The organism is Jatrophihabitans sp. sgz311053 (assembly GCF_056135305.1).
Window position 1 is genome coordinate 374888 of sequence record NZ_JBWAXP010000002.1, and the last position, 14142, is coordinate 389029.

Genomic DNA, 14142 nt, shown 5'->3' on the forward strand with positions numbered 1-14142 from the left:
CGTGGACCGACACGCCGAACAGTTCGGCGTGTCGGTCCACGATTCAGACGAGGCGGGGCAGCGCGAAGCGGCTGTGGACGCCGGGCGTCCAGAGCGGCCGCAGCATGGGCCCGGCCGGCCTGACACCCGCGGCCGGGACCAGGTCGTCGCTGAGCTCCAGCAGCTCTGCCTCGTGGACCGGCCACGGACCGTGGTGGTTCTGCACCCACATCGTGCGCGGGCCCAGCCGGTTGTGCATGCCCCAGCGGCTGGTCAGGAATACCTCCAGCTCGGTCAGCTCGGTGCGTGCGCCGACGCGTAGCCGCATCGAGCTGGCCGGTCGGGCGCCTTCGCGCCGCCGCATCGTCCAGCTGACCTCATCGCCCCGGCGGTCGGTGTCGATCGATGCGTAGCGATACGGGATGGCGAAGGTGCGCGCGAAGGCCACCACCGCCAGCCGGGTGCAGTCCAGGCTGCGGAAGACGACGCCATGGCGTCCCTGCTCGTCCACCGAGTAGAGCCGCACGTTCCACTCCAGGAACGACCCGAAGAACGGGACCGGGAGGCGAGGTCCGAAGCCGGCCCGCCGCATCCGGAACGGCACCAGCCCCACGTAGGTCAGCCCGTCGTGCCAGACGTCCGGACGGGTGCCGGGCGGAAACAGGTCCGACACCGAGGTGGGATCGACCGGCCAGTGGAGGAAGACCAGGTCCAGCCAGTCCTGGGCGAACATCGTCGGCCCGCGCAGCTCCTCCGCCTCACGGGGGACGCCGGCGTACAGCTGGGTCATCGCAGGTCCCGCAGCAGGGCGGCGGCGACGCGGGCACCCGAGGCCAGCGCACCCTGCAGCGAGGAGGTGTCGCGGTGGTCGCCGGCGAGATAGACGCCGTCACGCTCGCAGACCCGTCGCCGCAGCGGCGCGCCGGGCTCGACCCGCGGCAGCGCCCGCGGGATCGGATAGGTGGCGACGTGCTCCCACGAGGTCGTGTCGACGCCGTAGACGATGCCGGCGTGTTGACGGGCCATCGCCTCGGCGGCCGCCGAGCCGTCGGCGCCGAGCGCGCTGCCCGCGACGAGCGCGTGTCCGGGCGCGTAGCTCGGGGCGGCGTCGGTCATCACCGCGGTGTTGACGAGTGGACCCCGACGATCACCGTCCAGGTGCAGCATGCGGCGTCGCGCCGGTGAGGTGGGCATCCGCCAGTAGAAGGTCGTGAGCCCGTTCCAGGAGGGCACCGCTGTCCCGGCGAGCCGGGCCGCAGCGTCGCCGTCGGTCGCCACCAGGACGGCCCTGGCGGCCACGGTGCCGTCGTCCGTGGTGACGCTGGTCCCGCGGATGCGCCGGGCCGGCGTCGCCAGCCGGATCGCCCCGGACGGCAGCGCGGCGGCGAGCTGGCGGGGGATGGCCTGCATCCCGCCGGCCGGGACGCCGGGAGTGCCCCGGACGAACGACCGGACCACCAGCTCGGCGAAGCGCCGCGACGTGGCGAGCTCGTCCTCGCCGAAGACGCCGGCCAGGAACGGACGCAGCACGGATTCGGTGAGCGTCCCGGAGACCCGTCGGCGCCGCAGGTGCGCGGCCAGGCTGACGTCCGGCCGCCGCTTGATCCGGCTCACCGGTCCGAAGCCGACGGGGCCCGCCCACGCCAGCAGCGCTGCCTTCTCGCGCAGGCTGCCCGGCAGCGTCAGGTCGGCGGGGAGGTCGCGCGGTGAGCGGCGCGGGTCGGCGACCACGAAGTGTCCGTCACCTCGTGCCACCACCGCGCCGGCCTCGAAGGCGCCCAGCCGCAGCGCTGCCAGGTCCAGATCGGTCCTGGCTCGGGGGTAGGCGGGGTTGAGCAGCTGGAAGCCACGGTCGAGCTGCATGCCGTCGACATGGTCCGTCCGGACCCGGCCGCCGATGTCGTCGGCGGCCTCCAGCACCCGGACCGAGCGTCCCGCCCGGTGCAGCAGGCGCGCCGCGTTGAGGCCGGCCACGCCGGCACCCACGATCACCACGTCGACGTCCGTCACGCAGGGTGCTTACCCGTCCGAGGTGCGCGGACCCTCGGCCAGTGAGCGAAGATTCAGCAGCTGCCGGCGCGCCATCACCAGATCGCCGACGCTGACCACGGGCGCGAGCAGCCGGTACCTGCCCATGACGATCTTGAGCAGCAGCCGGGTCTGCTCGCCGTCCGGCACGAGGACATAGGACATCACGGCGCCGGCGATGCGACCGGTCAGCGCCACCCCCGGCCGGACAGAGACCACCGTGCCCACCGGGCGCCCGGCCGTGGCGGTGAAGGGATCACCGGCCACCGGCTCGGGGAGGTTCCGCAGCTCGGCCGGCGACCGTCGACCGAGGTTGTCGATCCAGTCGTAGCTGTAGGGCGCGAGGCGCAGCTGCACCAGCCACGGCCACACCCGGTCGGTCGGGACGGCGACCGTCACCCCGCGCCACGCCTGCAGGACGGGTTGCGGCACGACCTCGTCGCAGGGATACCGCCGCGCGATCTCGGCCGCGGTGACCCCCCAGCGGTCGCCGATCATGCCGGCGGATTCGCCGTGCCGTAGATCGCCGGCAACCAGACGGCGAGCAGGACGTCGACGACTGCCCGCTGCGTGATCGCGTGCCGCTCGCCGGTGAAGGTCGCCGACAGCACCCGCTCGTTCATGAGGTTCAATGCCACGGCCAGATCCCGGGCCGGCTGCCCCTCGGGAGCGGCGCCTCGGCGCCGCTCGGCCCGGATGACGTCGGCGCAGACCTTGATCCAGTGCTCCATCGCGACCGTCCACTGCGCGCGCAGCTCCGGGTTCGCGGCGTGCGCCCGGACGGCCGCGGCCACGACCGCACGGTGCCGGGCGAAGACGTCCACGATGTTGGCGATGATGGCGCGCCACGACCCGACGGTGTCGGCCTCGAAGTCCAGCGGCAGGTCAGCCCGGTTCGCCTCGGCCACGACCCGGTCGAGCAGGGTCAGGACCACCGCCTCCTTGGAGGCGAAGTAGAAGTAGAAGGTCGGTCGGGACAGGCCGGCCCCGCGTGCGAGATCGTCGACCGAGATCGCGTCCAGGTCTCGCTCGGCCAGCAGTCGCTCCGCCGTCTCGAGGATGGAACGCTCCCGGTCCTCGCCGGTGACGCGCGGCGCGCGGCGACCGCGCGAGGGCGTGGCGGCGGGCATGCGGTCACGGTACCGCGACGTCGACGTTCTCGACACGGTGTCGAGCCGGTCGACACGCAATGCAACCGCATGCCGGAGAGCGGGCCGATGCGGGCGGGTCGGGCAGGAGTGCCTCGGGGGCCGCAGGTCTCGTGACGGTGGCGCGGCGCTGTCACGTCGCCGGGGCGGGGGAGTCATCGTCGCGGAATCCCAGGCGTCGGTTCGCGCTGATGGCGGCGATGTTGGCCGCGTGATGCATCGTCCGGATCTGCGTGATGCCCCGGCGGCGGACGTGGGCGATGGCGTGGGATTTGAGGGCGAGCGAGAGGCCGCGGCTGCGGTAGCCGCGGACGACACCGGTCATCTCGACGAACGCGTGGTCGCCCCGGTCCGACAGTGCGGTCATCCCCACCCATCGGCCACCGGAATCCACGGCGATGACGACGCCGTCCGGGTCGAACCAGGGCACGTCGATCCGTTCGGCGAGGTAGGCCTCGTAGCTGTAGAAGGGGCCGCGGCCGGGGATGTCGGCCGAGCACACCCGGTTCAGCTCGTACAGCTGTCGGCGATGGTCGTCGGTGTCTCCGAGCGCGGCGAAAGTGACCAAGCGCAAGCCGTCGTCCCGGCAGCGGTCCAGGGCGCCGCGCACGGAGTCGGCGTCGAAGCCGGCCACATCGAGCCGCAGGCGCACCCAGCTCATGCCGGGTCGCCGACGCCCGGTCGGAGCTCCTTCATGGCGAGAACGATGCGGCACGCGGGCGCGATGGGCAAGGTGAGCCAGTGTCGTCACCCACCGCCGCAGACGTCGTCAACTAAATGTTGAGGCAATCGACAGGGTGTTGATAACGTCGTCCACACCAACGACAGGAGTTGTGATGACGACCGACCACGTCGACGTGCTCATCGTCGGTGCCGGCCTCTCCGGCATCGGGGCCGCATGCCACCTGCGCCGCGAGTGCCCGGACAAGACCATGGCGATCCTCGAGGCGCGCGACGCCATCGGCGGCACCTGGGATCTGTTCCGCTACCCCGGCATCCGGTCGGACTCCGACATGTTCACCCTCGGCTACGCCTTCAAGCCGTGGACCGACGGCAAGTCCATCGCCGACGGACCGTCGATCCTCGCCTACGTGAAGGAGGCGGCCCGCGAGAACGACGTCGAGCGGCACATCCGCTTCGGCCACCGCGTGCAGCGCATCGAGTGGTCGTCGCAGACCGCGCTCTGGACCGTCACCGCCACGGTCGACGAGCAGACCGTGACGATGACCGCCTCCTTCGTCTCCGTCTGCTCCGGCTACTACCGCTACGACGAGGGCTTCACCCCCGAGTTCGTCGGGCGCGAGGACTTCCGCGGCCAGGTCGTCCACCCGCAGCACTGGCCCGAGGACCTCGACTACGCGGGCAAGGACGTCGTCGTCATCGGCAGCGGCGCCACCGCGGTGACCCTGCTGCCGGCCATGGTGACGGGCGATCAGGCGGCGGCCAAGGTCACGATGCTGCAGCGCTCGCCCACCTACATCTCCGCGGTGCCGTCGCGTGACAAGCTCGCCGACCGGCTGCGCAGGGTGCTGCCCGAGCAGCTCGCCTACGACGTGGTGCGGTGGAAGAACGTCCTCACCGGTGTCGGCATCTACCAGCTCAGCCGCCGGCGTCCGGAGTTCGTCAAGGGCTTCCTGAAGAAGAAGGCGGCCGAGAAGCTGCCCACCGGTTTCGACGTCGACACCCACCTCTCGCCCAGCTACGACCCGTGGGACCAGCGCCTCTGCGCAACCCCCGGCGGCGAGCTGTGGCGCGCGATCCGCTCCGGTGCCTGCGACATCGTCACCGACCGGATCGAGCGCTTCACCACCGACGGCATCCTGCTCGCCTCGGGCCGGGAGCTGCCGGCCGACATCATCGTCACCGCAACGGGACTGAACCTGCTCGTCATCGGCGGCATGGAGGTCGTCGTGGACGGCGCGACCATCGAGGTCAGTGACACCCTGGCCTACAAGGGGATGATGCTTTCCGGTGTCCCCAACTTCGCGCTCACCGTCGGCTACACGAATGCCTCCTGGACGCTGAAGGCCGACCTGGTCGCCCGCTACGTCTGCCGGCTGCTCAAGCACATGGACAAGCACGGCTACGACAGCGTGACCCCCGAACCGCCCGGCGACGTCCGCGACGGCGAGCTGCGCCCGCTCATCGACCTCGAGGCGGGCTACGTGCTGCGCAGCGCCGGTCAGCTGCCGCAGCAGGGCCCGGTCAAGCCATGGCGCCTGCACCAGAACTACCTGCGCGACGTGGGACTGATGCGGCACGGCTCGCTCACCGACGACGTCCGCTTCGATCGGGTCGCCGACCGCGCGCCCGCCACCGTCTGACGAGGGGACCGATCATGACGACCATGCGGGCCGAGCGCTTCGTCAGCGCCGCCAAGACGATCAGCGTCAAGGATGTCCCGATCCCCACGCCGGGCCCGGGTGAAGTGTTGATCAAGGTCGCCTACTGCGGCATCTGCCACTCCGACCTCAGCCTCATCGACGGCGTCTTCGGCAGCCGGCTGCCCGAGATCACGCAGGGCCACGAAGCCTCGGGGGTGATCGCGGCCCTCGGCGAGGGCGTCACCGACTGGCAGGTCGGCGACCGGGTCATCCCCGCGGCGGGGCGACCGGACTTCACCTGCGTCGAGTGCAAGGCGGGCAATTTCAGCGGCTGCCTGGGGCTGCAGCTCATGGCCTTCGACTACGACGGCGGCTGGGCCGAGTACACGACCGCGCTCGCGCTCTCGCTGACCCGGGTGCCGGACAACGTGTCGATGCAGCAGGCGGCGATCCTCGCCGACGCCGTGGCCACGCCCTACGGCGCGGTCGTCAATACCGCGCAGGTCCGGGTGGGCGAGTCGGTCGGGGTGTGGGGCCTGGGCGGCATCGGCACCCACATCGTGCAGATCGCCAAGCTCGTCGGCGCTGCCCCCATCGTCGCGCTGGATCTCATCCCCGAGGTTCGCAAGCGGGCGCTGGAACTCGGCGCGGACTACGTCCTCGACCCCACCGATCCCGCGACGCCGGACCGGATCAAGGAGATCACCGGGGGTCGCGGTCTCGACGCTGCTTTCGACGCGGTCGGCATCCCGGTCACCTTCGACCAGGCGCGCTGGACGGTGCGGGTCGGCGGCCGCCTGGTCGTCGTCGGCATGAGCAACCAGAACATCGACCTGGGCGACACGATGACGCTGGGACTGGCCCGCGTGGCGATCATGGGGCACCTCGGCTACCGCAACGAGGACATCGCCACCCTCGCCCGGCTCGTCTCGCTCGGCCGGCTGGACCTGTCCCGCTCGGTCAGCGATGTCGTCGCGCTCGAGGACGTCGCCGAGGGCGTGCGGCGCCTGCACGAGCACGAGGGCAATCCGATCCGCATCCTGGTACGCCCCGGCGACGACGTCGACTGAGCCGGCGCGGTCGGTTCGGTGAGGTCGGCTCAGTGAGGTCGGCTCAGTGAGGTCGGCTCAGTGAGGTCGGCTCAGCCGGCCGGCGGCGTCCAGGGCTGTACGAAGTCGTTGCCCGGACGTCCCTCGACGGCCATCAGCAGGGACGCCGCGTCCGCGCCGTCGAGCTCCTCGCGGAGGATGTCCGCGTGCCCGGCGTGGCGCGCCAGCTCCTCGATGTGGTGGACGAGGGCGAAACGCTCGATCGACGGCGTCGGCGCGAACCGGCCGTCCCACGGTGCGGGCGGCTCGACCATGTCGCCGGCCGGATCCACGCCGCGGACCGCGGCCAGGTACGCGTCACGGGCGGCGTCGAAGGCGGCGAGCACGCCGTCCAGAGTCTCGTCCTCGGTGAGGGCGAAGCTGCCCATGAACTCGGCGAAGCCGGCCTCGTCGAGCGACGCCTCGCGACCGTAGGCGCGGCCGCTGATGACATACGTCGCGTGCTTCACCAGGCCGCCGACCGACAGCGCGCTCCGACACGGCGTCTGCCGCGCCAGGGCGTCGGTGAGTCCGTAGGCAGCGGCTCGGATCGAGGCCAGCTGCAGCTCGAGATACCCGACGAGGACGTCGCTCTCGCTGTGCTTGCCGGGTCCGAACTCGCGGGTGGTGCTGGTCATCGGTCACTCCTCGTGTGGTTGGTGATGACCAGTCCACCGCACCATCAGGAACGTTTGCTTCCGCTTACAGGAATCCGCAACTCTTCAGGGTCTTCTCGAGCAGCTGAGCCTGCAATTTCTGCAGATCCGCAATGATCTTCGGCTTGCTCGCCGGCGACACCGGATACTTCTGCATCACCTGCGCGACGTGCGGCAGCGGGATGTTCATCGCCTTCGCCACGGCCTTCGCCGTCGCGACCGGGTCATAGGCTTCCTTGGGCTTGGTCATCAGTCATCTCCGCAGCTTCGAGGTCGGGCAGTCACCCAGCCCCGGTGACGCTAACGCCGCGCCGTCGGTCCAACACGCGACCAAGGTCCCGTTTGCGACGCCCTGGCACGATCGGGCGGATGCGGGTGGGCACATGGAACCTCGCGGGCCGCGGCGGTCCCGAACACGTGAGGTTCCTCGCCGGCCCGGACTGTGAGGTCTGGCTGCTGACCGAGGTGCCGCCCCTGCCCGGCTTGTCCGGTTACTCGGTGTACCCCACCGATGCGGTCATGGCCGCTGGGCGGCGCTGGGCGGCGGTGCTGACGCGCGGCGAGGCAACGCCGCTGCCCGATCCCCATCCCGCCAGCGCTGCGGTCAGGTTCGGCAACGTCACCTTCTGCTCATCCGTCCTGCCGTGGCGGACCTGTGGCGAGGGGCCGCCATGGCGGGGTGCCCGGCACGGGGAGAAGACGCGGGCTGCGGTGACCGAACTGGACGGCGCGCTGCCCAGCGGTGCACTCGTCTGGGGCGGGGACTGGAACACGGCGCTCACCGGCGTCGACCGGGCGGGCAGCCTGGTCGGCAAAGCTGCCATCGCTGTCGTGCTGGCAGGTCGAGGTCTCCGGGTCCCGACGGCTGCCTTGCCGTCCAGATATGCCCACCACGCCACCATCGACCATATCGCGGTACCCGGCGAGGCAATGGTGACCTCGGCGGTGCGGCTCGATGCCTCGGGGCTCTCCGATCACGACGCCTACGTCGTCGAGCTCGCTTGGTGACGGCGCGCGTTTCGGGACGGTCGACCCTCCCCGCTGTCGCAGGGTCGTGTCATGATCCTCTCGCTCCGGGAGGGAACACATGAGATTCACACGTGACAGCGCCGCATCAGTGGCGACGACATGATGATCCGCACGCTGGGTGCCGCGCTGCTCGCTCTCGCCGCTGTCGCGGGGGCGACCGCTGTCCCCGCCGCGGCGGACCCTGCCCCGGTCGTGACGCTGCGGGCGAGCGCCACCGGCCCGGTGAGCGGAGCGGCGACGGAGACGGCCGCGGCGGTCACGGTGACGGTGGACGTCACCGGCGCCCCGGCGGCGGATGCCGTCCTCACCGTCGCCGTGCCGGGGACGGCCGACCCGGCCAAGGTCACCGTCGACGGCGCTGCGGCGCCGACCGGGACGGTCACCACCACCGCGACGGCGGGGCGCACCACGCTGACGATCCGCATGGGTTCCGGGGCCGACGCGACGACCGGAGGGCTGCTGGCACTCGGCAGTCATCCGGTGGCCGTGGCGACAGATCTCGCCGACCTGGACCCCACCGCCATCGCCCCCGCCGATGCCAGCTTCAGCGGCACCGGTGTCGCCGCGGCGACCACCTCGACCACGATCCCGCTGCCGGATCTCGTCCTCTCCCCGCCACCGGGCCTCGACGAGGACGGCGAACTCTCCCTGGCCCCCGGCAGCGTCGGCCTCTACGTCGTCGAGCTCTCCGCACGCAGCGGCGTGGTCCGCGCCGGCGAGCTCACCGTCGCGGTCACCTCCGGGCTCCGCCTCGACAGCGACGCCGGCGTGCTCCTCGTTCCCTCGTCGGCGCTCTCCCGGCGGCGGGTGCGGGAGCTGACCTGCACCGGCGACGCCACCATCCGCCGCTGCCCGTTGCCTGCCGTCGATCAGCCCGTCTTCGTGGTGGTGCCGGTCGAGGCCACCGGCACCGCCCCGGTCGGGACCACCGGCTCGGTGACGGTCTCGGCCCTCGCCGCGAACGGCCTGGACGCGACCCCGGCGAACAACGCGGCGTCCGGCAAGGTCCGGTTCGTGGCGGCGTCGAAGCTTCGGGTGACGCTGCGAGCCGGGCGGAGCGCCGTCCCCGTCGGAGAGTCCAGCCGGGTCACGGTGACCGTCGCCAACGAGGGGGCAGGTCCGGCTGCCGACGTGGCCGCCATCGTGCTCTCGATCAACCACCGACTCGGCCGCAAGGCGAAGGCCGCCTTCGCCGTCACCGGGTTCACCGGTCGCCCGCTCTCGCTGCCGGGGCTGGACGGCCTGGCCACCACCGGACGCGTCGTCGTCGCCACCCGAGTCGCGCGGACGGGGCGTACCGGTGGCGTCGTCAGCGCCGCCGAGCGGTACTACACCTCTCGTCGCGCCGCAGGTGCGCCGCTGCTCGCGTTGCAGGCCTGGGACGTCGGCTCGATAGCGCCGGGTGCCAGTCGTCGCGCCGTGCTGACCCTCGAGGCCCGCCACGTGGGACGGGCCACCGTCTCTGCCTTCGCGATCTCCATGTCGTCACTCGACAAATGCCTCGACGAGGACTGCCCCAACACCGACTCGCTGACGCTCCGCGCCATCGCGGCGCCGGCACCGCACAGTGGGCGGGCCGATCCCATCGCGGCGACCGGTGCGCGCACCGAGCAGTGGCTGGCCGTGGCTTTGGCGCTACTGCTGGTGGGCACCGCCCTGCAGATGTCGGGGCGTCGGCGCCGACCTGCCTGCCGCCGCTAACCGCGGTCGAGCAGCGTCCGCGCTGCCCGCTCGATCTCGTCCTCGCTCAGCAGGACGAGCCGGGCGGCGTCGCCCAGCGGGATGAAGGAGTCCTTGCTGGTGACGCGAGCGAGCCTGCCCGGGAAGCCCGCGTCCACCAGACCGGCGATGACACCCTCGCTCACGCCCCCGGTCGCGCGGGTCTCGTCCACCACCAGCACCCGCCGTGTCTCGGCGGCGGCCAGGACGATGTCGCGGATCGGTAGCGGCGCCAGCCAGCGCAGGTCCAGGACACGGACGCCGTAGCCGTCGCGGGCCAGCCGGGCGGCGACCCGCAGCGACATCCGGACGCCGTTGCCGAAGGTGACCACCGTCAGGTCCTCACCGCTCCCGTGAATCCGCGGCGCGCCGATCGGGACCACGGCGTCCAAGGAGTAGGAGCCGAGCCAGCCACGATCCCCGGTCTCGTGCAGGTCCTTCTCGTGATAGAGCGCGATGGGCTCCAGGAAGGCCGAGACCTGCCCGGTCTCGGCGGCGGCCGCGACGCAGGAGCGCAGCATCGGCGCCGCGTCCTCGGGTCGCGACGGCACGGCGATGACGAGGCCCGGGATGTCGCGCAGGACGCCCACGGCGTTGTCGTTGTGGAAGTGGCCGCCGAAGCCCTTCTGGTAGGCCAGGCCGGCAATGCGCACGACCAGGGGGTTGCGGAAACCGCCATCGGAGAAGAACCGCAGCGAGGCCGCCTCGCCACGCAGCTGATCCTCGGCGTTGTGCAGGTAGGCCAAGTACTGGATCTCCGGGATCGGCAGCATGCCGCTGAGCCCCAGCCCCAACGCGAAGCCGAGGATGGACTGCTCGTCGAGCAGGGTGTCGAAGACGCGGGCGACGCCGAAACGCTGCGCGAGGCCACGCGTCAGGCCGTAGACCCCACCCTTGCGGCCGACGTCCTCGCCGAAGACGAGGACGTCCTCGCGCGCCGCGAGCAGGTCGGTGAGCGCGGCATTGATGTTCTGTGCCAACGTCATGGGGCCGGTGTCCTCGGGCAGCCGGCCGCCGAAGGTCCGGGTGCGGCTCTCCAACCGCGCCAGCGGGACGACCGCGCTCCGGGGACGCGGCGCGAGCGGCGCCATCACCGCCTCGGCCGAGGTGAGGGTCGGGGACCCGGTGAGCTCGTCGGCGAGCTGCTCGATACGAGCGCCGATCGCGGCGTACCGCTCGCCCAGGCCGGCAACATCCAGCGTGCGGGCGAAGGCGACCAGCGGGTCGCGGTCGTACTCGGCTGACATCGAGGTCGCGCTGCGATAGCCGGACTCGACGTCCGTGCCTGCATGGCCGAGGTAGCGGACGGTGCGCAGGTGCAGGATGGCCGGTCGGCGGGTCCGGCGGACGGTGTCGACGGCGTCGCAGGCGATCGCGAGGGCGTCGTCGGGGGATTCGCCCTCGGCGTGGAGGTAGCGCAGTCCCGGTCGCTGCGCGGCGCGCGCCACCCATCCCTGCGGGGAGGGCACCGAGATGCCCAGGCCGTTGTCCTCGCAGACGAACAGCAGCGGCAGCGGCAGTCCCTGTGCCACGCAGTATCCGGCGGCGTTCAGCGCCCCGGCCGCCGTGGAGTGGTTGAGGCTCGCGTCGCCGAAGGAGCAGACGGTGACGGCGTCGGCCGGCCACCGGCAGTCGACGCCGAGCCGCTTGGCACGGCTGATCGCCAGGGCGACCCCGAGAGCCCGCGGCAGGTGGGAGGCGATGGTGGAAGTCTGCGGGATCACCGCCAGGGAGGGGTCACCCCAGACCTTGTGCCGGCCGCCGGAGGCGACGTCCGCGGTGCCGGCGAGCATGGACAGCAGCACGGCCCGGATGCCGTCGTCCAGGCTCCGCCCTGCGCGCAGCCCCCGAGCCAGGAAGAAGCCGCCGGAACGGTAGTGCAGCAACGCCGGATCCGTGGGTCGCAGTGCGGCCGCGACGAGCGCATTGGACTCGTGTCCGGCCGATCCGATCGTGTAGAAGCCGCGTCCCCGCTCCCGCATCCGGCGGGCGTGGATGTCCAGCAGCCGGCTCGCCGCCATCGCGTCGAAGAGATCCAGGACCGGAGCGGCCACGGAGTCGACACCGACCTCGGCGGTGATCGCGTCGAGGCGGGCCCGGACGCGACGGTCCAGGTCGTCGTGGGGCGTGCGGGCGGGGGAGGTCACGGATTCGGTCCCGGGAGGTCGTGGCGCGGCGAACGGGGTGTCCGCGAGTCTGTCAGGCCACGCCGACGATGTGCGTCACGCCGTCGCGATGTAGTTAGCTTAGCTAACTAAATCGTCGTATCGTGGTCGATAGCAGGGCTGCACGCGACCGGACGGAGACACTGTGAGCACGCACGCGACGACGCACCTTCCCCCGCAGGCCGAGGTCGGGAGCCCCTTCCGCCAACCCAAGGCGGTCTGGGCGGTGGCCTTCGCCTGCGTCATCTCCTTCATGGGGATCGGGCTGGTCGACCCGATCCTGCCGTCGCTGCGCAAGGACCTCGGCGCGACGCCGGATCAGATCTCGCTGCTCTTCACCAGCTACCTCGTCGTCACGGCCGTCGCCATGCTGGTGACGGGCTGGGTGTCGAGCCGGATCGGCGCGAAGCGCACCCTCATCGCCGGCCTGGTGCTGATCGTGGCTTTCGCCGCCGCGGCCGGTTCGTCGGGTTCCATCGACGGCATCGTCGGTTTCCGCGCCGGCTGGGGACTCGGCAACGCCCTCTTCATCGCGACCTCGCTGGCGGTCATCGTCGGCTCCGCCTCCGGCGGCTTCGGCGGCGCGATCATCCTCTACGAGTCCGCACTGGGTATCGGCATCGCGATGGGCCCGCTGCTCGGCGGCGAGCTGGGATCGATCAGTTGGCGCGGCCCGTTCTTCGGCGTCTCGGTACTCATGGCGATCGCGCTGGTCGCGACGGTGGTCCTGCTGCCGTCGACGCCCCGACCCGTACGCAAGGAGCGTCTCAGCGAGCCACTCAAGGCGCTGCGGCACCGCAGCCTGGCCACCACCAGCCTCGTCGGCCTGCTCTACAACTGGGGTTTCTTCACCCTGCTGGGCTACTCACCCTTCCTTATGGGCGATCTCTCCTCGCAGCAGCTCGGTCTCGTCTTCTGCGGCTGGGGACTGCTGGTCGCGCTCTTCGCGGTCTGGGGTGCGCCCCGCCTCAAGGCCCGCTTCGGCACGGCCCGGACGCTCTACGGCAACTTCGTGCTGATGGCGCTGGACCTCGCGGTGATCGGCATCTGGTCCGACCACCCGGACGTGATCATCGTCGCGGTGATCGTCGCCGGCATCTTCATCGGCATCAACAACACCCTCGTCACCACCGCCGTGATGAGCATCGCCCCGGTCGAGCGCCCCGTCGCCTCGGCGACCTACGGCTTCGTCCGCTTCATCGGTGGCGGGCTCGCGCCCTTCGTCGCGGCGAAGCTGGTCACGGCTTTCGACACGCACGTGCCCTTCCTGCTCGGCGCCGGGACGGTCTTCCTCGCCGCGCTGGTGCTGGCGACGGTGCATCGCGAGCTGACCGCTGCCGACCGTGGCGAGGTGGCGCAGCCGGAGCTCGACGAGCTGGACGAGGTGGAGCGCAAGGAGGCGGCCCGGGTCGCCGCGGGGATAGGCAACGCCGACTGAGGCCGCGTCGGGCGGTGGCGCTCAGGCGTCGCGGCGGACCCGTAGGGCCCAGGCGATGAGCGGAGCCTGCAGCGGCAGCCGCAGCAGCGTCCCGGCCCGGTAGGCGGCAGAGTCGCTGTGGCGTGCCTTGATCGCCATGGTGACGTTGCCGGGCAGCACGCCGACGAAGAGCGCGGCGGCGCCGAGCGCGCCGAGGCGGCGAGTCCGCGGGACGGCGACGGCCGCGGCCACGGCCAGCTCCACGCCTCCCGAGCCCAGGGTCCAGGTGCGCTTGGGGCCGGGCAGCGCCTCGGGGATCATCGCGTCGTAGAGGCCCGGGACGGCGAAGTGCGACAGTCCGGCTCCGGCGAGCAGCGCCGCCAGGGCAGCGGCACGGGCATCGGTCGCAGTCACGGCGTCACCCTCTCACGTCCGGGCGGGGTCGCGCTGCGGCTGTGGCGGATCGAAGTCCCGCCGCGGGCGACCTCGGTGTCCACCGCGCTTCCGCTCCGGGGCGCCTGCTGAGCGCACCGCTGCGACGTCGTCCGAACACGTCGGCGGGACCGCGTGCGTTGCTACGCTCGCGACA

General features: G+C 71.8%; 14 protein-coding genes. 5 read left to right on the plus strand and 9 right to left on the minus strand.

Going from position 1 to position 14142, the window contains the following annotated elements; genetic code table 11:
* Window positions 1-43: 43 nt before the first annotated feature.
* The 5 genes from AC0NZQ_RS10745 to AC0NZQ_RS10765 form a co-directional block, all read right to left on the minus strand.
* Window positions 44-769, minus strand: coding sequence for a YqjF family protein (locus AC0NZQ_RS10745; RefSeq protein ID WP_474529819.1), 726 nt, complete (start codon window positions 767-769; stop codon window positions 44-46).
* On the minus strand, window positions 766-1989 hold the full coding sequence (locus AC0NZQ_RS10750) for an NAD(P)/FAD-dependent oxidoreductase (RefSeq protein WP_474529820.1): 1224 nt from the start codon (window positions 1987-1989) through the stop codon (window positions 766-768). Before AC0NZQ_RS10750 ends, AC0NZQ_RS10745 begins: the two co-directional genes overlap by 4 nt.
* Window positions 1990-1998: 9 nt before the next feature.
* Entirely contained in the window at window positions 1999-2505 is a 507-nt protein-coding gene (locus tag AC0NZQ_RS10755) for a polyketide cyclase (protein ID WP_474529821.1), read from the minus strand.
* On the minus strand, window positions 2502-3137 hold the full coding sequence (locus AC0NZQ_RS10760) for a TetR/AcrR family transcriptional regulator (protein WP_474529822.1): 636 nt from the start codon (window positions 3135-3137) through the stop codon (window positions 2502-2504). The genes AC0NZQ_RS10755 and AC0NZQ_RS10760 overlap by 4 nt, the downstream gene beginning before the upstream one ends.
* Before the next feature lie 151 nt (window positions 3138-3288).
* Entirely contained in the window at window positions 3289-3816 is a 528-nt protein-coding gene (locus AC0NZQ_RS10765) for a GNAT family N-acetyltransferase (protein WP_474529823.1), read from the minus strand.
* A gap of 175 nt (window positions 3817-3991) precedes the next feature.
* Between AC0NZQ_RS10765 and AC0NZQ_RS10770 the strand changes: the two genes are divergently transcribed.
* Window positions 3992-5479: a flavin-containing monooxygenase gene (locus tag AC0NZQ_RS10770; RefSeq protein ID WP_474529824.1), complete on the plus strand. Its 1488-nt coding sequence runs from the start codon at window positions 3992-3994 to the stop codon at window positions 5477-5479.
* A gap of 11 nt (window positions 5480-5490) precedes the next feature.
* Complete coding sequence (locus AC0NZQ_RS10775) at window positions 5491-6549, plus strand: zinc-binding dehydrogenase (protein WP_474531370.1); 1059 nt, start codon at window positions 5491-5493, stop codon at window positions 6547-6549.
* Window positions 6550-6620: 71 nt separating this feature from the next.
* On the opposite strand, the gene AC0NZQ_RS10780 is transcribed toward AC0NZQ_RS10775, so the two are convergent.
* Both AC0NZQ_RS10780 and AC0NZQ_RS10785 read right to left on the minus strand, forming a co-directional pair.
* On the minus strand, window positions 6621-7205 hold the full coding sequence (locus AC0NZQ_RS10780) for a DinB family protein (RefSeq protein WP_474529825.1): 585 nt from the start codon (window positions 7203-7205) through the stop codon (window positions 6621-6623).
* Window positions 7206-7269: 64 nt separating this feature from the next.
* Window positions 7270-7473, minus strand: a complete 204-nt coding sequence (locus tag AC0NZQ_RS10785) for a hypothetical protein (protein ID WP_474529826.1) — start codon at window positions 7471-7473, stop codon at window positions 7270-7272.
* 119 nt (window positions 7474-7592) lie between these two features.
* Here AC0NZQ_RS10785 and AC0NZQ_RS10790 point away from each other — a divergent pair, with 119 nt between their 5' ends.
* Together AC0NZQ_RS10790 and AC0NZQ_RS10795 are read left to right on the plus strand one after the other, a co-directional pair.
* Window positions 7593-8231 (plus strand): hypothetical protein, encoded by a 639-nt coding sequence (locus tag AC0NZQ_RS10790; protein WP_474529827.1) that lies wholly within the window; start codon window positions 7593-7595, stop codon window positions 8229-8231.
* 120 nt (window positions 8232-8351) lie between these two features.
* Window positions 8352-9953: a hypothetical protein gene (locus AC0NZQ_RS10795; RefSeq protein WP_474529828.1), complete on the plus strand. Its 1602-nt coding sequence runs from the start codon at window positions 8352-8354 to the stop codon at window positions 9951-9953.
* Here the strand turns inward: AC0NZQ_RS10795 and AC0NZQ_RS10800 are convergent.
* Window positions 9950-12118, minus strand: a complete 2169-nt coding sequence (locus AC0NZQ_RS10800) for a transketolase C-terminal domain-containing protein (RefSeq protein WP_474529829.1) — start codon at window positions 12116-12118, stop codon at window positions 9950-9952. The two genes, AC0NZQ_RS10795 and AC0NZQ_RS10800, sit on opposite strands and share 4 nt — an antisense overlap.
* A 163-nt stretch (window positions 12119-12281) precedes the next feature.
* On the opposite strand from AC0NZQ_RS10800, the gene AC0NZQ_RS10805 reads away from it, so the two are divergent.
* A complete protein-coding gene (locus tag AC0NZQ_RS10805; protein ID WP_474529830.1) occupies window positions 12282-13574 on the plus strand; it encodes an MFS transporter in 1293 nt (430 codons plus the stop codon).
* Window positions 13575-13595: 21 nt separating this feature from the next.
* On the opposite strand, the gene AC0NZQ_RS10810 is transcribed toward AC0NZQ_RS10805, so the two are convergent.
* Window positions 13596-13967 carry a DoxX family protein gene (locus AC0NZQ_RS10810; protein WP_474529831.1) on the minus strand — a complete coding sequence of 124 codons (372 nt, stop codon included), beginning with the start codon at window positions 13965-13967 and terminating at the stop codon, window positions 13596-13598.
* Window positions 13968-14142 lie beyond the last annotated feature (175 nt).

What these genes read in the sequence shown, in the direction of transcription:
- AC0NZQ_RS10745 (WP_474529819.1), bottom strand. Translation starts at nt 769, where the DNA reads ATGACCCAGCTGTACGCCGGCGTCCCCCGTGAGGCGGAGGAGCTGCGC.
- AC0NZQ_RS10755 (WP_474529821.1), bottom strand. Translation starts at nt 2,505, where the DNA reads ATGATCGGCGACCGCTGGGGGGTCACCGCGGCCGAGATCGCGCGGCGG.
- AC0NZQ_RS10760 (WP_474529822.1), bottom strand. Translation starts at nt 3,137, where the DNA reads ATGCCCGCCGCCACGCCCTCGCGCGGTCGCCGCGCGCCGCGCGTCACC.
- AC0NZQ_RS10765 (WP_474529823.1), bottom strand. Translation starts at nt 3,816, where the DNA reads ATGAGCTGGGTGCGCCTGCGGCTCGATGTGGCCGGCTTCGACGCCGAC.
- AC0NZQ_RS10770 (WP_474529824.1), top strand. Translation starts at nt 3,992, where the DNA reads ATGACGACCGACCACGTCGACGTGCTCATCGTCGGTGCCGGCCTCTCC.
- AC0NZQ_RS10780 (WP_474529825.1), bottom strand. Translation starts at nt 7,205, where the DNA reads ATGACCAGCACCACCCGCGAGTTCGGACCCGGCAAGCACAGCGAGAGC.
- AC0NZQ_RS10785 (WP_474529826.1), bottom strand. Translation starts at nt 7,473, where the DNA reads ATGACCAAGCCCAAGGAAGCCTATGACCCGGTCGCGACGGCGAAGGCC.
- AC0NZQ_RS10790 (WP_474529827.1), top strand. Translation starts at nt 7,593, where the DNA reads ATGCGGGTGGGCACATGGAACCTCGCGGGCCGCGGCGGTCCCGAACAC.
- AC0NZQ_RS10795 (WP_474529828.1), top strand. Translation starts at nt 8,352, where the DNA reads ATGATGATCCGCACGCTGGGTGCCGCGCTGCTCGCTCTCGCCGCTGTC.